The 17575-nt window shown below is 73.1% G+C and carries 18 protein-coding genes; 9 read left to right on the plus strand and 9 right to left on the minus strand.

Annotation, left to right across the window (positions count from 1 at the left end; all coding sequences use genetic code 11):
• Positions 1-6: 6 nt before the first annotated feature.
• Positions 7-672: a response regulator transcription factor gene (locus ABGA99_RS14665; protein WP_347578299.1), complete on the minus strand. Its 666-nt coding sequence runs from the start codon at positions 670-672 to the stop codon at positions 7-9.
• Positions 665-1945, minus strand: a complete 1281-nt coding sequence (locus ABGA99_RS14670) for a histidine kinase (RefSeq protein ID WP_347578300.1) — start codon at positions 1943-1945, stop codon at positions 665-667. The genes ABGA99_RS14665 and ABGA99_RS14670 overlap by 8 nt, the downstream gene beginning before the upstream one ends.
• Before the next feature lie 167 nt (positions 1946-2112).
• Between ABGA99_RS14670 and ABGA99_RS14675 the strand changes: the two genes are divergently transcribed.
• A complete protein-coding gene (locus ABGA99_RS14675; protein ID WP_347578301.1) occupies positions 2113-2775 on the plus strand; it encodes a hypothetical protein in 663 nt (220 codons plus the stop codon).
• Here the strand turns inward: ABGA99_RS14675 and ABGA99_RS14680 are convergent.
• Genes ABGA99_RS14680 through ABGA99_RS14690 form a run of 3 tightly spaced genes read right to left on the minus strand, consistent with a single transcriptional unit; the run spans position 2692 to position 4889 of the window.
• Positions 2692-3264 carry a cob(I)yrinic acid a,c-diamide adenosyltransferase gene (locus ABGA99_RS14680; protein WP_347578302.1) on the minus strand — a complete coding sequence of 191 codons (573 nt, stop codon included), beginning with the start codon at positions 3262-3264 and terminating at the stop codon, positions 2692-2694. The two genes, ABGA99_RS14675 and ABGA99_RS14680, sit on opposite strands and share 84 nt — an antisense overlap.
• Before the next feature lie 23 nt (positions 3265-3287).
• Positions 3288-4043, minus strand: a complete 756-nt coding sequence (locus tag ABGA99_RS14685) for an ABC transporter permease (RefSeq protein WP_347578303.1) — start codon at positions 4041-4043, stop codon at positions 3288-3290.
• A 60-nt stretch (positions 4044-4103) separates the two neighbouring features.
• The gene (locus tag ABGA99_RS14690; protein ID WP_347578304.1) at positions 4104-4889 is read right to left on the minus strand and encodes an ATP-binding cassette domain-containing protein; all 786 of its coding nucleotides are present in this window, start codon (positions 4887-4889) and stop codon (positions 4104-4106) included.
• Positions 4890-4968: 79 nt separating this feature from the next.
• Between ABGA99_RS14690 and ABGA99_RS14695 the strand changes: the two genes are divergently transcribed.
• The 4 genes from ABGA99_RS14695 to ABGA99_RS14710 all read left to right on the plus strand — a co-directional run bounded on the left by ABGA99_RS14695 (position 4969) and on the right by ABGA99_RS14710 (position 10038).
• Positions 4969-5610, plus strand: coding sequence for a TetR/AcrR family transcriptional regulator (locus ABGA99_RS14695; RefSeq protein WP_347578305.1), 642 nt, complete (start codon positions 4969-4971; stop codon positions 5608-5610).
• Between the two features lie 125 nt (positions 5611-5735).
• Positions 5736-6590, plus strand: coding sequence for a 3-hydroxyacyl-CoA dehydrogenase family protein (locus tag ABGA99_RS14700; protein WP_347578306.1), 855 nt, complete (start codon positions 5736-5738; stop codon positions 6588-6590).
• 330 nt (positions 6591-6920) lie between these two features.
• Positions 6921-7205, plus strand: a complete 285-nt coding sequence (locus ABGA99_RS14705) for an STAS domain-containing protein (RefSeq protein ID WP_347578438.1) — start codon at positions 6921-6923, stop codon at positions 7203-7205.
• A 109-nt stretch (positions 7206-7314) separates the two neighbouring features.
• Positions 7315-10038, plus strand: coding sequence for an ATP-binding protein (locus ABGA99_RS14710; RefSeq protein WP_347582788.1), 2724 nt, complete (start codon positions 7315-7317; stop codon positions 10036-10038).
• A 150-nt stretch (positions 10039-10188) separates the two neighbouring features.
• Here the strand turns inward: ABGA99_RS14710 and nucS are convergent, their stop codons facing one another.
• Positions 10189-10860, minus strand: a complete 672-nt coding sequence (nucS, locus tag ABGA99_RS14715; protein WP_047018161.1) for an endonuclease NucS — start codon at positions 10858-10860, stop codon at positions 10189-10191.
• Positions 10861-11077: 217 nt separating this feature from the next.
• Here nucS and ABGA99_RS14720 point away from each other — a divergent pair, with 217 nt between their 5' ends.
• Positions 11078-11470: an SCO5389 family protein gene (locus tag ABGA99_RS14720; protein WP_347578315.1), complete on the plus strand. Its 393-nt coding sequence runs from the start codon at positions 11078-11080 to the stop codon at positions 11468-11470.
• A gap of 67 nt (positions 11471-11537) precedes the next feature.
• Here ABGA99_RS14720 and ABGA99_RS14725 read toward each other — a convergent pair whose 3' ends face one another.
• Positions 11538-12569 carry an LLM class flavin-dependent oxidoreductase gene (locus ABGA99_RS14725; protein WP_347578316.1) on the minus strand — a complete coding sequence of 344 codons (1032 nt, stop codon included), beginning with the start codon at positions 12567-12569 and terminating at the stop codon, positions 11538-11540.
• Positions 12570-12770: 201 nt separating this feature from the next.
• Here ABGA99_RS14725 and ABGA99_RS14730 point away from each other — a divergent pair, with 201 nt between their 5' ends.
• The 3 genes from ABGA99_RS14730 (at position 12771) to ABGA99_RS14740 (ending at position 16617) form a co-directional block, all read left to right on the plus strand.
• Positions 12771-13097, plus strand: a complete 327-nt coding sequence (locus ABGA99_RS14730; protein WP_347578317.1) for an ATP/GTP-binding protein — start codon at positions 12771-12773, stop codon at positions 13095-13097.
• Positions 13098-13293: 196 nt separating this feature from the next.
• On the plus strand, positions 13294-14547 hold the full coding sequence (locus ABGA99_RS14735; RefSeq protein ID WP_347582789.1) for a glycoside hydrolase family 18 protein: 1254 nt from the start codon (positions 13294-13296) through the stop codon (positions 14545-14547).
• 315 nt (positions 14548-14862) lie between these two features.
• Positions 14863-16617 (plus strand): glycoside hydrolase family 18 chitinase, encoded by a 1755-nt coding sequence (locus ABGA99_RS14740; RefSeq protein WP_347582825.1) that lies wholly within the window; start codon positions 14863-14865, stop codon positions 16615-16617.
• Positions 16618-16716: 99 nt separating this feature from the next.
• Here the strand turns inward: ABGA99_RS14740 and ABGA99_RS14745 are convergent, their stop codons facing one another.
• The gene (locus tag ABGA99_RS14745) at positions 16717-17157 is read right to left on the minus strand and encodes a DUF2550 domain-containing protein (protein ID WP_347578319.1); all 441 of its coding nucleotides are present in this window, start codon (positions 17155-17157) and stop codon (positions 16717-16719) included.
• 36 nt (positions 17158-17193) lie between these two features.
• Complete coding sequence (locus ABGA99_RS14750) at positions 17194-17574, minus strand: F0F1 ATP synthase subunit epsilon (protein ID WP_347578320.1); 381 nt, start codon at positions 17572-17574, stop codon at positions 17194-17196.
• Position 17575 lies beyond the last annotated feature (1 nt).

Consider the following 17575-nt stretch of genomic DNA (forward strand, 5'->3'; position numbering starts at 1 on the left):
GCCGCTTCAGACGCCCAACTCCTGGGCCAGCACCGCCGCCTGCACCCGGCTGCGCAGCCCCAGCTTCGCCAGCAGCCGGCTCACGTGCGTCTTCACCGTGGCCTCCGCCATGGCGAGCCGGGCCGCGACGTCCGCGTTGGACATGCCCTGCCCCAGGCAGGCCAGCACCTCCCGCTCGCGCCGCGTGAGCGTGTCGAGGACCGCCGGGTCCGGGCCGTCCGGCGACGGGACCCGCCGGCCGCCCGCGAACTCGGCGATCAGCCGCCGGGTCACGGCCGGGGCGATCAGGCCCTCGCCCCGTGCGACGGTGCGTACCGCCTCCACCAGGGCGTCCGCCTCGGTGTTCTTCAGCAGGAAGCCGGCGGCGCCGGCGCGCAGCGCACCGAAGACGTACTCGTCGAGGTCGAACGTCGTCAGCACCAGCACGTCCGCCAGTTCCTCGGCGCTGATCCGCCGGGTCGCCGCCACTCCGTCGAGCTTGGGCATCTGGATGTCCATCAGCACCACGTCCGGCCGCAGTTCGCGGGCGAGCCGCACGGCCTCCTCGCCGTCGGCGGCCTCGCCGACGACGGCGAGCCCGGCGGCGGAGCGCAGGATGAGCACGAGCCCGGCGCGTACGGCCTGCTGGTCCTCGGCGACGAGGATCCGGACGGGCGGGGCGGCGTCAGCCATGGGTCCTCCGTTGCGGTGCGGCGGTGTCCTCGCGGGCGGGCAGCCCGGCCCGGACCGCCCAGCGCTTGCCGGCGCCGGGCCCGGCGCCGCCGTCCTCGGGGCCGGCGGTGAACGAGCCGCCCAGCAGTGCCACGCGCTCCTCCATCCCGATGAGCCCGGCGCCCGAGCCGGGCGCCCGCGGCACCGGCCCGGCCCCCGGCCGGCCGTCCTGCGGCCGCCCGTCGCCCAGCGGGCTGGTCACCACCACCGTCAGCGGCTCGGGCCCGGCGAGCGCGACCCGTACCTCGCCGGGGGCGGCGTGCTTGAGCGCGTTCGTCAGCGACTCCTGGACGATGCGGTACGCGGCCAGCTCCACCGGCGCCGGCAGCGGCACGCGGGGGTCGCGGGCGTCGTCGAGGGCGAAGCCGAGGCCGCTGGCGGCCCCGTTGACCCGGGCCTGCTCCACGAGCGCGGCCAGCCCGTCCAGCGTCGGGGCCGCCGCCGGCTCGGCCCCGGTGCCGTCGGCCGCGTCGGCGTCGGAGGCGGCGCGCAGCAGGCCGATGAGGCGGCGCATCTCCGCCAGCCCCTGCACGCTGTTCTCGCGGATGACCGACAGCGCCTCCCGGGACGCGGTCCGGTCGTCGATGGACTGGGCGGCGGTGGCGTGGATGGCGATGGCGGAGAGGTGGTTGGCCACCATGTCGTGCAGTTCGCGGGCCATCCGGGCGCGCTCGGCGCCGACGGCCTCACGCCGGTCCAGCTCCGCGAGCAGCGCCGTCTGCTGCGCCCGCAGCCGGGCGGCGTCGGCGGCCTGGCGGTGCGAGCGGACGGCGACGCCGGTGGTGGCGGGGGTGAGCGTGATGAGGCCGACGGCGACGCCGAGGAGGATCGCGGCCCGGTCCTGGAAGACGGCCAGCACGACGATGGTCGAGGCCACGGTGAGCGCCGCGGACGCCCGCGGGATCCAGCGGGCCGCGGTCGCCGTACCGTAGAGCACGGCCGCGTACATCAGGTCCGTGAACATCAGGATCGTGGCCAGCGTGCCCCACGTGAACTGGTCGGCGACGACGGCGACGAGGGCGATGGCCAGGGCGGTCACCGGCCGGGTCCGGCGCAGCAGCTCCGCGCCGGCCATCACGGCGAGCGGAATCAGGGTCAGCCGCGAGTCGTGGAACGGCCGCCCGCCCTGGGTGTGCAGCCCGAGTGCCCACAGCGCCGTCCCGCCGAGCAGGCCGATGACCGCGAGGAGTACGTCGTCGCGGTGCGGCCGGAGCGAGGGGCGTGAGCTGGTCACTCCCCCATCAAACACGGCCGCGGCGCCCGTGGCCTCCGTATCCCGGGCCGCTTTCGGCGGGCGCGGGCTACATCGAAGGATGCAGTCCGGGATCGTCGCGTACGACGACGTGCCCGCGCGCACCGGGCGGGAGCCTGGAAGGGAGGACGGGGAAGGGAGAGCACACCGTGATCGTCACGCTCATCATCGTCTGCGAGGTCGCCTTCTGGGTGCTGCTCGCGGCAGGGCTCTCGCTGCGGTACCTGGCGAGGAAGCCGCGGCTGGGCGCCGCGGTGCTGCTGTGCGAGCCGCTGCTGGAGGTCGTGCTGCTGGTCGTCACGGCGATCGACCTGAAGAACGGCGCGGAGCCGGACTGGAAGCACGGGCTGGCCGCGGTGTACATCGGCTTCTCGGTCGCGCTCGGCCCGACGACGATCCGCTGGGTCGACGCCCGCTTCGCGCACCGCTTCGCGGGCGGGCCGCCGCCGGTGAAGCCGCCGAGGTACGGGATGGCGCGGGCGCGGCACGAGTGGTCGCTCGCCGTCCGCTGGATCCTGGCGAGCGGCATCGCGATGGCGCTGCTGCAGGGCGCCGTCTGGTACGTGGGCGATGACGGGGAGACCGAGTCGCTGCGGGCGTGGCAGGCGCGGATGCTCGTCGTCATCGGCATCAACCTGATCATCGCCGTGAGCTACACGGTCTTCCCCAAGCAGCGCCCGGCGGGTGCGGTGGAGCCGGCTGCGGGGGAGGGCGCGGCGCGGGACCGCTCAGCGTTCGCCGCCGGGCACCCACAGCACGTCCCCGACCGCCTTGTTGGCGGTGCGCGCAAGGATGAAGAGCAGATCCGATAGCCGGTTGAGATACGTGGCCGTCAGCGGGTTCATGACCTCGCCGTGGACCTCCAGGGCGGCCCACGTCGACCGCTCGGCCCGGCGCACCACCGTGCACGCCTGGTGCAGCAGCGCCGCGCCGGGGGTGCCGCCGGGGAGGATGAAGCTGCGCAGCTTCTCCAGATCGGCGAGGAAGCGGTCGCAGTCGGCCTCCAGCCGGTCGACGTACTCCTGCTCGACGCGCAGCGGCGGGAACTCCGGATCCGGCCGTACGGGCGTGGAGAGGTCGGCGCCGACGTCGAAGAGGTCGTTCTGCACCCGGGTGAGGACGCGGGCGACCTCCTCGGACAGCCCGCCGAGCGCGAGGGCGGTGCCGATGACCGAATTCGCCTCGTTGGCGTCGGCGTACGCGGAGATCCGCAGGTCGGTCTTGGGCACCCGGCTCATGTCGCCGAGGGCGGTGGTGCCCTTGTCTCCGGTACGGGTGTAGATCCGCGTCAGGTTGACCATACGCACAGCGTATGCCCGCGGCGCTACGCCCCGGCGGCGCGGAACACGCGTGTGCCCAGCGTCACCGCCCCCGCGGCGAACACGGCGGCGACGAGCACGCCCCGGAGCATCTCGGCGCCCGCGTACTCGCCGACGAAGGCGGCGCGTACGGCGTCGACGAGGTAGCGGTACGGCACCGCGTGCGACAGCGCGTCCAGCCACCCCGGCGCCAGCGTCATCGGCAGCATCAGCCCGGACAGCAGCATCGACGGCAGCGTGACCGCGTTGACGGCCGGGCCGAACTCATGCGGCGCGGACACCCGCAGGGCGAAGGCGTACGACAGTGAGGCCATCGCGGTCGTGACCAGGGCGACGAACCCCAGCCCGATCAGCACCCCGGGCAGCGGCACGCGCATCCCCATCGCCACCGCGGCGACGACGAGCAGCGCGGACTGGAAGAGCAGCAGCAGCGCGTCGCGCAGCACCCGGCCGAGCAGCAGCGCGAGCCGGCTGACGGGGGTGGCGCGCATGCGGTCCAGCACGCCGAGGTTCTTCTCGACGATGACGCCGAAGCCGGCGAAGGAGGCGCCGGTCAGCCCGAGCATCATCAGCAGCCCGGGGACGAGGACTTGCCAGGAGTTGCCCTCGGCGGACAGCGGCAGGTCGCGCAGCAGCGGGCCGAAGAAGACGAGGTAGAGCAGGGGCATGAGGATGCCGAAGAGCATCTGGAAGCGCGAGCGCAGGGTCTGGCGGGCGTAGCGGCCGAAGACGAGGGCGGTGTCGGCGGCGAGGGCGTGCACGGCGGTCTCCCGGGGGCTGCGGGCGTACGGAATGGGCGGCGGGCGGACGGCGGGGCGGCGTCAGACGGCGAGCGGGGCGGGGTCCTCGTCGGGCGCGGGGCCGCGGCCGGTGAGCGCGAGGAAGGCGTCCTGGAGCGAGGCGTCGGGCGATCCGGCGTAGCGCTCCTTCAACTCCCGTGGCGCGCCGTCCGCGACGACGACGCCGTGGTCGACGACGACGATCCGGTCGGCGAGGGCGTCGGCCTCGTCGAGGTAGTGGGTGGTGAGCACGACGGTGGTGCCCCGGTCCGCGCGCAGCCGGCGCACCAGGTCCCACAGGTCGGCGCGGCTGCCGGGGTCGAGCCCGGTGGTGGGCTCGTCCAGGAAGAGCAGTTCGGGCCGGTGGACGAGTCCGAGCGCGAGGTCGAGCCGGCGCCGCCGGCCGCCGGAGAGCGCGGCGCAGGGCCGGTCGAGCTCGTCCTCGATGCCCAGGTCCGCGGCAAGTTCCGCGGCCCGTGCGGCCGCCGCGGCCTTCGTCAGGCGGTACAGCCGGCCCTGGGTGACCAGTTCCTCGCGTACGGACACCTGCGGATCGACGCCGCCGCTCTGGGCCACGTACCCGATCCGTTCGCGTACGCCCGCGGGGTCCGCGACCAGGTCGCGGCCGGCGACGGTGGCGGCGCCCCCGGTGGGCGGCAGCAGCGTGGTGAGCATCTGCAGGGTCGTGGTCTTGCCGGCGCCGTTGGGCCCGAGGAGCCCGACGATCTCGCCGGGCAGGACCCGCAGGTCGATGCCGCGGACGGCTTCGACGGGCCCCTGCTTGGTCGTGAAGGTCCGGGCGAGGCCGGACGCGCTGAGGATGGCCATGGCCCCAGAAAAACAGAGTTGCTGAATTTTTGCAATGACTCTAATTTTTCACCAACACCAGCCTGGGTACGATGAGGGTATGGCCGAAGGACTCAGGGAGCGCAAGAAGCGGCAGACCAGGCAGCTCATCTCCGATGTGGCCACCGGCCTGTTCCTGGAGCGCGGCTTCGACGCGGTCACGGTGGCCGAGGTCGCCGAGGCCGCCGACGTCTCGGTCAACACCGTCTACAACTACTTCCCGGCCAAGGAGGACCTCTTCCTCGACCGCAGCCGCGGCCTCGTGGAGCGCACCTCCCGTGACGTGCGCGGGCGGGCGGCCGGGGAGTCCGCCGCGGACGCCGTGCTGCGCGGACTGCGCAATGACGTCGAGGCGGGGTCCGGCCTGGTCGGACTCAACCCGGGGATCGGGAAGTTCCTGGTCGTCGTCCAGGAGGCGAACGCCCTCCAGGCGCGGCTGTGGCAGATGCAGCAGGAGGGCGTGCTGCACCTCGCCGCCACCCTCCGCGAGGAGACCGGGGCCGCCGCGGACGATCCGCTTCCGGAGCTGATCGCGGGTCAGCTCTCCTGGGTCACCAACGCGCTCTTCGACTTCATCCGCCGCGAGATGATCGCCGGGGGCGACCCGGCGGCCGTCTCGCGCGCCGCGCTCGTCCTGCTGGACGAGATGGCGGACCTGTTGGGCCAAAGGGTGCTCAACTACGCGCGCCGGCCCGCAGAGTGAGCCCCGGGCGTGTGATGTCCGTCATGTGAGACGTGACGCGCATCTCTAAGCGCTCCGCGAACGCGCCAGGAGCGCTAGTGTCCGCTTCGGAGCACGTGAACGAGCCGTATAGCGAGGGAACCACCGTGGAATCCGCCGGAAAGCTCGCCGTCGTCGGAGCCGGACTCATGGGGTCCGGTATCGCCCAGGTCGCCGCCCAGGCCGGCTGGCACGTCGTGCTGCGCGACCTCACCGACGAGGCGCTGACGCGCGGCACGGACGGCATCAAGGGCTCGTACGAGAGGTTCGTCGCCAAGGGCAAGCTGGACGCGGCCACCGCCGAGCAGGCGCTCGCCCGGATCACCACCACCACCGACCTCGACGCCGCCGCCGACGCGGACATCGTGGTCGAGGCGGTCTTCGAACGGCTCGACGTCAAGCAGGACATCTTCCGCACGCTCGACGGCCTCGTGCGCGACGACGCGGTGCTCGCCTCCAACACCTCCGCGATCCCCCTCACCAAGATCGCGGCGGTGACCGCCCGCCCCGAACGCGTCGTCGGCACGCACTTCTTCTCGCCGGTGCCCATGATGGGGCTCTGCGAGCTGGTACGGGGCCTGAAGACCAGCGACGAGACCCTCGCCCGCGCCCGGGCCTTCGCCGAATCCACCGGCAAGACCTGCATCGTCGCCAACCGCGACGTGGCCGGCTTCGTGACCACGCGGCTGATCACCGCGCTCGTCGTCGAGGCCGTCAAGCTGTACGAGTCGGGCGTCGCCACCGCCGAGGACATCGACGTCGCCTGCCGGCTCGGCTTCGGTCACGCCATGGGGCCGCTGGCCACCGCCGACCTGACCGGCGTCGACATCCTGCTGCACGCCGCCGAGAACATCTACACCGAGACCCAGGACGAGAAGTTCGCGCCGCCGGAGCTGATGCGCCGCATGGTCGACGCCGGCGACATCGGCCGCAAGAGCGGCCGCGGCTTCTACGAGCACTGACCCCGGGCCGTCCGTCGCCCCCGGCCGCCCGCCGCGGCCGCGGGCGGATACCGGCGTCCCCCGGAGGGGTGAAATCGGTACGGATACCCGTACAGACGGCAACCCGGAGCGGTCCGGGACAGTCAGATCAATAGAGGCACCGGCACGGACTCGGCATCACGGACAACGAGAACCCGCAGACGGGGAGCGCACATGTTTGAGGCGGAGGGCCGCGACAGCGCCCCGCCCTACCGGCAGGACCGCCATCGCACGGGCCCCGCACGCAGGGCCGCCCGCCGCCCGGTCCCGAACGGGGCCGCGGACGGCACGGGCCCCGGGACGCCCGCGTACATCAAAGGGGACCACGCCGAACTGACCGTCGGGGGCTGCCTCGACGTACGCAGCGCGACGGACGCCCGGGTCGCCCTGCACCGGGCCGTCGACGAGGGCCGCGGCGACCTGATCCTCGACCTCACCGACCTGGACTCCTGGGACGCCACCGGGCTGGGTGTCATCATGGGAGCCCACCGCAGGGCGGGACGGGCCGATCGCCGGCTCGTGCTGCGCGGGGTGCCGCCGCAGATGCAGCGGCTGCTGGTGGCGACCAGACTCCACCGCATCCTCACGATTCAGTGAACAAACGGCGTCGTCGGCCAGTCCCCCCTCGGAGATCGCCCGGCGGAGGTCATAGGGTTTCGGGGCCGGGGAGCGGCACGGCGCAGGACAGCGGGCAGGGGGCTTCGCGATGGACCCGAACACGGGCCATGGACAGGACGACACACCCGGGGGCATATCCCCGCCCCCGGGTTCGTACCCGGGCGAGCCCGCGCACACGCACCCCGACCCGGACGAACCGGGGGCCGCGTACCCGGAGCACGACCGGGACCCGGACGGGTACGCCGACGAGGCCGCGGGGGCTTTCCCCGGCGAGGAGCCCGTCCGGCCGTACGCCGACGAGGCGCTGCTCCCCTACGTCGAAGAGCCCGAGGAGACCGCCGAGGCCGCGGGTGCACCCGCCGTCTCCGCCCCCGGCTCCTTCCCCGGCCCGGTCCCCGGATCCGACGGCAAGGGCGGCGGGCGCGGGCGGCCCGGCGACGGCCTCTCCCCCGCCGCCGGCGCACGGCCGGGCCCGGCCCGTACGGCCCGCGTCATCGCCGGCGAGTACCGGCTGACCGTCAACCCCGTCGACGGCACCCACGCCGAGCTGTGCCCGCCCGCCGAACGCCCGGGGCCGCCCCGCCGGATGACCCCCGAGGAGCGCGCCGAGCACCGCAGGCCGCCCTCCCCGCCGCCCGGCCCCGCGGGGCCGCAACTGCCGCTGCTGGAGCGCGACGAGATCCGCGAGCGGCTGGTACGCCTGCTCTCCCGCGGCCGTTCCGTCCGCCTCACCGGCCCCTCCGGCTCCGGCCGCACCGCGCTGCTGGAGGCCGTCGCCGCCGATTGCGCCGAGCTGGCGCCGGACGGCGTCATCCGGCTGAGCGGCCGCGCCCGTACTCCCACCGATCTGCGGTACGACCTGTGCGCCGCCGTCTACGGGCTGACCGGCCGGCGCCCCGATCCCGGGCAACTGGCCGAGCTGCTGCCGCAGATCGGCGCGGTCGTGGTGCTCGACGACGTCGAGTTCGGCGGCACCGCGCTCGAAGAGCTGCTGGACGCCACCCCCGAGTGCGCGTACCTGATCGCCGTCACCCCCGACGTGGCCGGGCCGACGGCCGGCTCGTACCTCGAAGAGGTCACCCTCCCGGGCCTCGGCCGGGCCGCCTGCATGCAGTTGCTGGAGCGCGCCGGGCGCATGCCGCTCGGCGACGAGGAGCGCACCTGGGCGGCGGACCTGTGGTTCGAGTCGGAGGGGCTGCCGCTGCGGTTCGTGCAGGCCGGCGCGGTGCTGCGGCTCGCCGGTCCGGGTGCGGGCGAGCCGCTGCCGACGCTGGCCGAGAGCGCGGCGCCGGCCGCGCTGCTGGCGTCGCGGCTCAGCGGGGCGGCCCGTACCGCGCTGCAGTTCGCCGTGGCGCTCGGCGGCGTCTTCCCGCACCACGCGCAGTTGCCCGCGCTCGCCGGCGAGGCGCTGGCCGACACCGCGCTCGCCGAACTCGCCGGCTGCGGGCTGGTCTCCGGCGGCCTCGGCCGCTACCGGCTGGCCGCCGGCGTCTCCGCCCAGTTGATCGCCGCCGGCTACGACCGGCCGGCCGAGGGCGGCCAGGACCCGGTGCTCACCGCAGCGCAGCACTACGCCTGGTGGTCCGCGCACCGCTCGGTGACCCCCGAGGCGGTCGCGGACGACGCGGACGCCGTCCTCGCCGTGCTCGGCGGCCTCGTCGCCGACCGGGACGGCGCCACCGCCAGCACCGCGGTGCTGCTCGCGCGCGCCGCCGCGCCCGCGTTCGCCGCGGCGCTGCGCTGGAGTGCCTGGGAGCGGGCGCTGCGGTACGGGCAGGAGGCCGCCCGGCGCGCGGGCGAGGTCGCGGCGGAGGCGTACTTCCACCACGAGCTGGGCGTGCTGGCGCTGTGCACGGGCAACACCGCCCGGGCGCGCGCCGAGTTGGAGGCGGCGCTCGCGCTGCGCGGGGCGATCTCCGACCGCGGCGGCGAGATCGCCAGCCGGCGCGCGCTCGCGCTGGTCACGCACGGGGGCAGCAGCGAGGCGGTGACCGCGGCGCTGTCGGTGGTGCCGGCCGGCACCCCGCCCGTACCCGAAGGGGCGGCGGCGTTCGACAAGCCGGGCGAGGGCGCCGAGCGGCCCACCGTGCTCATCTCCCCGCCCTCGGGGGGCGCGGAGACGACCGTGACGCCCACGGTCCGCGGGCCCGGCGCCGAGGCGGCATCCGCGTCCAGGCGCAACCTGATCGCGGCCGGCGCCGGTGCGCTGCTGGTCGCGGTGCTCGGCACGGTGGTCACCCTCGGCATGACGGGCAGCGACGAACCGCCCGCCGACCGGGTCGAGGTGGAGCGGTCGGCCGCCGCGGACGACGACGCGCTGCCGACCGCGGAGCCGTCCCGCAGCCCGTCCTCCGAGTCGGCCCCGCCGTCGCCGGAGTCGTCGGCTCCGGCGCCGTCGGAGGCGTGGACGGACCCCGGCGACGAGACGAGCAGCGCACCGCCGCAGAGCCCGTCGAGCAGCGCGCCGGGTACGCCCTCGGACAGCGGCTCGTCGGCGGACGGGGGATCGTCCCAGGGCGGCTCGTCGAACGGCGGCGGTACGGACACCGGCGGTACGCAGAACGGCGGGACGACGGACGACGGGGGCACCACCGACGACGGGGGCACCACGGACGACGGGGGCACCACCGACGACGGCGGGACGACGGACGACGGCGGGACCACCGACGACGGGGGCACCACCGACGACGGCGGCACCACGGACGACGGGGGAACGACGGACGACGGCGGGACGACGGTGCAGGGAACGACCACCGGCACCGACTCCGCCGCATCGGGCGAGGCCGACGGCGCCCCGTCCGGCGAAGCCTGAGCCGCCCGCGGCGAGGACTCCGTACCGCCGAAGCCCGTCCGCCCGGAGCCCGTACGGCGACAGCCCGTACGCCCGCACACACGCCGGCGGCCCCGTACCGCCGCAAGGCCGTACGGGGCCGCCGTCACGCGGAGCGCAACACCCCCCGTGTCAGAACAGCTTCAGCTTCCCGTCGTCCGTCCCGCGCAGCGCGTCGTAGTCCAGCACCGCGCACTCGATCCCCCGGTCCGCCGCCAGCACCCGCGCCTGCGGCTTGATCTCCTGCGCCGCGAACACCCCCCGTACCGGCGCCAGCAGCGGGTCGCGGTTCAGCAGGTCCAGATAGCGGGTCAGTTGCTCCACCCCGTCGATCTCGCCGCGCCGCTTGATCTCCACCGCGACGGTGGTCCCCTTCTCGTCCCGGCCCAGGATGTCCACGGGGCCGATCGCCGTGGGGTACTCGCGCCGGATGAGGGTCCAGCCCTCGCCCAGCGCCTCCATGCGGTCGGCGAGCAGTTCCTGAAGGTGCGCCTCCACCCCGTCCTTGACCAGGCCCGGGTCGACGCCCAGCTCGTGCGACGAGTCGTGCAGCAACTCCTCGATCGTAATGATCAATTTTTCGCCTGCCTTGTTCTCGACCGTCCACACGGCGACACCGTCCTGTTCACCTTCTTTCAGGGTGCACGGCGGTGACATCCAGTTGAGGGGCTTGTACGCACGGTCGTCGGCATGGACGGAGACGCTCCCGTCGGCTTTGACCAGGATCAGCCGGGGCGCGGAGGCGAGGTGTGCGGTGAGCCGCCCGGCGTAGTCGACGGAGCAGCGGGCGATGACGAGGCGCATGGCGCACCACGCTACTCGACTCCCGCCGCACGCTGCGATCTGACCCCTGATGCACCTTTCGGCAATGGCCAGTTGTGTACGCGTTCTTGTGGTGGAGGCGCATCCTCCGCCCTACGGTGGAAGCAGGCGGTCGTCGCATGGGCACCGAGAGTGGTGATCGTCGTACCTGTCCGGTCAGGCCCCGCCCGAACCCCGCGGGGCTGCGAGAGGAGAATCCATGTCGCTGGACGTCACACCTGCTCTGCTCGATCAAGCCGAGCGGGGCGAAGTCGACGAAAGGGAGTTCGTCGACTGCGTCCGGACCTCGCTTCCCTATGCCTGGGACATGATCAGTTCCCTGGTGGCACAACTGAAGGTCGACGGCGGAAACTTCGCCGACAATCAGGTACCGCCCCCGGACGAGCACGCCCGCGGCCAGCTCCTGCGCGCGCTCGCCAGCAATGCGATACGGGGGGCACTGGAGCGCCACTTCGGCGTCCGGCTCGCCTTCCAGAACTGTCATCGCGTGGCGGTCTTCCCCCTGGAAGCCTCGGCAGAGGAGCCGCTGGCCCGCTTCACCTCTGTGCGGGCGCAGTTGCTCAACCAGTCACCGGAGCTGCGTGACTGCTGACGGGCCCCAGGACACCCCCCGCGCTGCCGCTCCCCACGCCGTCCGCTCGCGCCGCCCCCTCGGGTGGTCAGCGAGCGAGGAGCGGCAGCACCTCCGAACCGATACGCCGTACGTTCCGCTCGGTGGCGTCCAGCTCCCCCGAGCCCTCGACGAGCAGCGCGAAGCGTGTGATGCCGGTGCGTTCCGCGGTCGCCGCCAGCCGGTCGGCGCAGAGCCGCGGCGGGCCCACCGGGTGCAGCGCGCACAGCAGTTCCGTGTACGCCTCCGGATCACGCATCGGACGCCTTCTTCCGTCCACCGTCTCCATCGCCCCCACACCGCTGCGGAAGGCCCCCGGCAGGGCCGTACGCAGCAGCTTCGCCGCGTCCTCGGGGGTGTCGTCGACCTGGGCGACACCGGCCGAGACGTGGCCCGCCGCGTCGATCGCCTCCGGGCTCATCCCGGCCTCCCGCGCGGTACGCCGCCACAGCCGCACCATCTCCGCCTTCTCCTCGTCGCCGCAGTGCATCCCGAGCAGCATCGGCAGCCCGCGTCCGGCGGCGAGCCGCACGGTGCCGGGCGAGGTGCAGGCGACGAGCACCGGCACGTCCTCGGCGCCGTGCAGCGCCTCGGCCGGCCGGGGCACGACGGCGACCTCGCGGAACGCGTAGCGCCCCCCGCCGGCCCCGACCCGCGGTTCGCGCAGCCAGCGCAGCAGCAGGTCCAGCGACTCGGGGAAGTCGCTCTCGTACGCCGCGAGGCCGGTGCCGAAGACCTCCAGGTCCACCCACGGCCCGCCGCGCCCGACGCCGAGGACGAAGCGCCCCTGGGCGGCGTGGTGCAGCAGCGCGGCCTGCTCGCCGAGGGCGACGGGATGCTGGGTGGGCAGCACGCTGACGGCGGTGCCGACGCGGATGCGACTGGTGCGGCCGAGGAGCAGCGCGGCGAGGGTGACCGCCGAGGGGCAGGTGCCGTACGGGATGAAGTGGTGCTCGGCGAGCCAGACGGAGTCGAGCCCCGCCTCCTCCGCCGCGACGCCCGTCCGCACGGCACGGTGCAGGGCGTCGCCCTGTCCCTGGCCGGGGAACTGGGCGGCGAGCACAAACGAGCCGATGTGCATCCTGCCCCCTGTGTACCGGTGGTGCTGTCGTGCGCGAGGTCTGAACGGCCCGTCACCTGCGGCGACGGGGCGCAACCCCGAAGTCGTCCCCATTGTTGGTGACGGGCGGGTGAATCGTCATTCTTTGTGCCCGGGGCTGGACTTCGCGCCCCGTACCCTGGTAGGGAATTCCGTCACGACGATCTTTTCCGAGGTGCCGACGTGTCCCCCCGCCGGAACAAGCCGCGCTCCCGCGGCGCCGACCGTCCGTCCGCGGACGACGACCTCGCCGGCCGCATCGGCACGCCCGACGCGGCGGACTACGGGGGCGAGGACTTCCTCGTCCGCCGCGTCTCCGGGTCCGCGGCCGACAAGAGCTACCGCTGTCCGGGCTGCGACCAGGAGATCCGCCCCGGCACGCCGCACGTGGTGGCGTGGCCTGAGCACCGCGGCGCGGATATGCGCCGGCACTGGCACACGGCCTGCTGGAACGCGCGCGACCGCCGCGGCACCCGGCCGCAGCGCTCGCGGAACGCCCCGCGCCACTGACGCCCGTGCCCGCCTGCCCGTACGGCACCTCTCGCGGTGGATCACACCAACCCCCTGTGGTCCAGACCTATTGACGATAGGTGCAGACCTTCTCTACGCTCCCCCCTCACTGCGGTGAGCATGACATTTCCATGCCCACCGGGCGACGCAGGTCCCACCCCCACACGTATCCGGACCTAGCTCGAGGAGCACGCCCTTGAGATCCCCCCACGTACGCACCCGCACCCGCGCCATCGGCATCCTGCTGACCCTGGCGCTCGCGATTCCGCTCACGGTGCTGGCCACCCTGGCGCCGTCGAGCACCGCCGGCGCCGCGACGACCCCCGCCGGCCCCAGGGCCGCCGGGGTGAAGATGGGCTACTTCACCGAGTGGGGCGTCTACGACCGCAACTACCACGTGAAGAACATGGTCACCTCCGGCACGGCGGAGAAGATCAACACGATCAACTACGCCTTCGGCAACGTCCAGGGCGGCCGCTGCACCATGGGCGACTCCTTCGCGGCCATCGAGAAGAGCTACACCGCCGACCAGAGCGTCGACGGTGTGGCCGACACCTGGGACCAGCCGCTGCGCGGCAACTTCAACCAGCTCCTCAAGCTGAAGAAGAAGTACCCGCACATCAAGATCCTCTGGTCCTTCGGCGGCTGGACCTGGTCCGGCGGCTTCACCCAGGCCATGCAGAACCCCGCGGCCTTCGCCCAGTCCTGCTACGACCTGGTCAACGACCCGCGCTGGCAGGGCCTGTTCGACGGCATCGACCTCGACTGGGAGTACCCCAACGCCTGCGGTCTGAGCTGCGACAGCAGCGGTCCCGCGGTGATGAAGGACATGATGCAGGCGTTCCGCGGCACGTTCGGCGACCAGTTGGTGACGGCGGCCGTGACCGCCGACGCTTCCGCCGGCGGGAAGATCGAGGCCGCCGACTACGCCGGCGCGGCCCAGTACGCCGACTGGTACAACGTCATGACGTACGACTTCTTCGGCGCCTGGGACGCCCAGGGCCCCACCGCCCCGCACTCGCCCCTCACGTCCTACGACGGCATCCCGAAGCAGGGCTTCGACTCCAGCGCGGCGATCGAGAAGTTCAAGGCCGCGGGCGTCCCGGCCAACAAGCTGCTCCTGGGCATCGGCTTCTACGGCCGGGGCTGGACCGGTGTCACCCAGGCCGAGCCCGGCGGCACCGCGACCGGGCCCGCGCCCGGCACGTACGAGCAGGGCATCGACGACTACAAGGAGCTGAAGAGCAAGTGCCCCGCCACCGGCACCGTCGCCGGCACCGCGTACGCCCACTGCGGCAACCAGTGGTGGAGCTACGACACCCCGCAGACCGTCGGCGGGAAGATGTCGTACGCCAAGGAGCAGGGCCTCGGCGGCGCGTTCATCTGGGAGCTGAGCGGTGACACCGCGAACGGCGAGCTGATGTCCGCCGTCAACAGCGGCCTCGGCTGAGGCCGTTCGGCCGGCCGCCCGGCCGGCCGGAGCCCGGGACGGTGGTGTCGCCCCCACCGACCCGGGCTGCTGTCATTTGGTCCAGACCTCTTGACCACATTGGTATGTACCAATAGCCTCCCTGGCGAGTGAGTGTCATGGCATGAACAAATTTCTGGCTCGTGTACGACGGGCGGCCGTACGCGCGGACGCGCCGCCCGCACCTGACGGAACGGCACTCGACGAGGGAGACACACCTTGAGATCCCCCACCGGCAGTCGCCTGCTGAGACGCGCCACGGCCATCGTGGCCGCCGTGGCCATCCCGCTCGCCGCCATGGTCGGACTCGCCAGCCCCGCCCAGGCGGCCGGGGCGACCGCGACCTACCAGAAGGCCTCAGACTGGGGCACCGGCTTCGAGGGCAGGTGGACGGTGAAGAACACCGGCACCGCGCCCCTCTCCTCCTGGTCCATATCCTGGGACTTCCCCGCCGGCACCAGCGTCACGTCCGCCTGGGACGCGGACGTCAGCAACACCGGCACCCGCTGGACCGCCAAGAACAAGTCGTACAACGGCAGCCTCGCCCCCGGCGCCAGCCTCACCTTCGGCTTCAACGGCTCCGGCAGCGGCGGCGGCAACGTCACCAACTGCACCCTGAACGGCGACCCCTGCGACGGCGGCGGCATCCCCGGCGACAGCGCGCCCTCCGCTCCCGGCACGCCCAGCGCCGGGAACATCACGGACACCTCCGTCGCGCTGAGCTGGACGGCGGCCACCGACGACAAGGGGATCAAGAACTACGACGTGTACCGCGGCAGCACCAAGATCGCCACGGTCACCGGCACCACGTACACGGACACCGGCCTGACCGCCGGCACCCCGTACACCTACAGCGTCCGCGCCCGCGACACCGCGGACCAGGTCGGCCCGTCCAGCGGCTCGCGGACCGTCACCACGACGGGCGGCGGCGGCCCCGGCGGCGGCAAGATCAAGATGGGGTACTTCACCGAGTGGGGCGTCTACCAGCGCAACTACCACGCGAAGAACCTCGACACCTCCGGCACGGCGCAGAAGATCAACACGATCAACTACGCCTTCGGCAACGTCCAGAACGGCCGATGCACCATGGGCGACTCCTACGCCGCGATCGAGAAGGCGTACGGCGCCGGCGAGAGCGTCGACGGTGTGGCCGACACCTGGGACCAGCCGCTGCGCGGCAACTTCAACCAGCTCCTCAAGCTGAAGAAGAAGTACCCGCACATCAAGATCCTCTGGTCCTTCGGCGGCTGGACCTGGTCCGGCGGCTTCACCCAGGCCATGCAGAACCCCGCGGCCTTCGCCCAGTCCTGCTACGACCTGGTCAACGACCCGCGCTGGCAGGGCCTGTTCGACGGCATCGACCTCGACTGGGAGTACCCCAACGCCTGCGGTCTGACCTGTGACAGCAGTGGCCCGGCCGTCATGAAGAACATGATGCAGGCGTTCCGCGCGAAGTTCGGCAACAAGCTCCTCACCGCCGCCATCACGGCGGACGCCTCCAGCGGCGGGAAGATCGACAAGGCCGACTACGCCGGCGCCGCCCAGTACGTCGACTGGTACAACGTCATGACGTACGACTTCTTCGGCTCCTGGGACGCCCAGGGCCCCACCGCCCCGCACTCGCCCCTCACGTCCTACGACGGCATCCCGATCGCCGCGTTCAACTCCGACGCCGCGATCCAGAAGCTGAAGGGCATGGGCATCCCGTCGGCCAAGCTGCTGCTCGGCGTCGGCTTCTACGGCCGCGGCTGGACCGGCGTGACGCAGAGCGCACCCGGCGGCAGCGCGACCGGCCCCGCACCCGGCAAGTACGAGCAGGGCATCGACGACTACAAGGAGCTGAAAGGCAGGTGCCCGACCACCGGAACGGTCGCGGGCACGGCGTACGCCCACTGCGGCAACCAGTGGTGGAGCTACGACACCCCGGCGACACTCACCGCCAAGATGACCTACGCCAAGAACCAGAACCTCGGCGGCGCGTTCATCTGGGAACTCAGCGGTGACACCGCCAACGGCGAGCTGATGACCGCGGTCCACAACGGTCTCGGCTGACCCTCAGACGGGCCTGAGCCCGGGGTTTCCGGCGTGCGCTCGCCTCCCCGCCCCGGGTTCAGGCCCTTTCCCGTTCCCACGGACGAGTGTCCCGACGCGCTACGCCACGTTGACGCGCTGGCCCGGAGGGGCCGCCTCCAGCCAGGCGAGAAAGCCGGTGAGCGCATCCTCGCTCATCGCCAGCTCGATCCGGTCCTCGTCGTGCCGGCAGGCCAGCACGACGGCGTCGGAGAGCAGGGCGAGTTCCTCCTCGCCCGCGGGGGCCCGGCGCTCCAGCACCTCGATGCCGTCCCGCCGCAGCACACGACGCGGCCTCGGTGCGTACGAGAAGACGCGGAACCACTCGATGACGTCACCGCTGTAGCGGGCGACGCCGTACGCCCAGCCCTTCCCGGGCCGGTCGGCGCGGGCGGACCAGCGCAGGCTGCAGTCGAAGGTGCCGCCGGCCCGCTGGATCAGCCGGCGGCGCAGCCCGAAGAGGAAGAGGCCGAGCAGCAGCAGGGCGATCGCCACCCCGGCCAGCAGCAAAGCGAGGAACATCTCCACAGACCTCCTCGCCGCTCCTCTCGCGTGGCCTCAGCGACCGGCCACGGCCAGGAGCCGCACTTCCGCGCGCCGCTCCGCCCCCGCGTCCGCGTCCGCCTTGGCCCGCTCCAGGGCGCGCTCCGCGCGCTCCACGTCGATCTCGTCGGAGAGCTCGGCGATCTCGGCGAGCAGCGAGAGCTTGTTGTCCGCGAAGGAGATGAAGCCGCCGTGCACGGCCGCCAGGACCGTGCCGTCCCCGCTGGAGCCCGTCGTGCGGATCGTCACGGGGCCGGACTCCAGCACCGTGAGCAGCGGCTGGTGTCCGGGCATGATGCCGATGTCACCCGACGGGGTGCGCGCGATGACCCGGGTGGCCTCGCCGGACCAGACGCTACGGTCCGCGGCGACCAACTCGACGTGCAGCTCGGCCACG

This window comes from Streptomyces sp. B5E4 (genome assembly GCF_039871555.1).
GTDB lineage: Bacteria > Actinomycetota > Actinomycetes > Streptomycetales > Streptomycetaceae > Streptomyces.

Bases quoted from the DNA above. Each gene is read 5' to 3' on its own strand.
- ABGA99_RS14665 (WP_347578299.1), bottom strand. From the start codon at position 672: ATGGCTGACGCCGCCCCGCCCGTCCGGATCCTCGTCGCCGAGGACCAG.
- ABGA99_RS14680 (WP_347578302.1), bottom strand. From the start codon at position 3,264: ATGGTCAACCTGACGCGGATCTACACCCGTACCGGAGACAAGGGCACC.
- ABGA99_RS14690 (WP_347578304.1), bottom strand. From the start codon at position 4,889: ATGGCCATCCTCAGCGCGTCCGGCCTCGCCCGGACCTTCACGACCAAG.
- ABGA99_RS14695 (WP_347578305.1), top strand. From the start codon at position 4,969: ATGGCCGAAGGACTCAGGGAGCGCAAGAAGCGGCAGACCAGGCAGCTC.
- ABGA99_RS14710 (WP_347582788.1), top strand. From the start codon at position 7,315: ATGGACCCGAACACGGGCCATGGACAGGACGACACACCCGGGGGCATA.
- nucS (WP_047018161.1), bottom strand. From the start codon at position 10,860: ATGCGCCTCGTCATCGCCCGCTGCTCCGTCGACTACGCCGGGCGGCTC.
- ABGA99_RS14720 (WP_347578315.1), top strand. From the start codon at position 11,078: ATGTCGCTGGACGTCACACCTGCTCTGCTCGATCAAGCCGAGCGGGGC.
- ABGA99_RS14725 (WP_347578316.1), bottom strand. From the start codon at position 12,569: ATGCACATCGGCTCGTTTGTGCTCGCCGCCCAGTTCCCCGGCCAGGGA.
- ABGA99_RS14740 (WP_347582825.1), top strand. From the start codon at position 14,863: ATGGTCGGACTCGCCAGCCCCGCCCAGGCGGCCGGGGCGACCGCGACC.
- ABGA99_RS14745 (WP_347578319.1), bottom strand. From the start codon at position 17,157: ATGTTCCTCGCTTTGCTGCTGGCCGGGGTGGCGATCGCCCTGCTGCTG.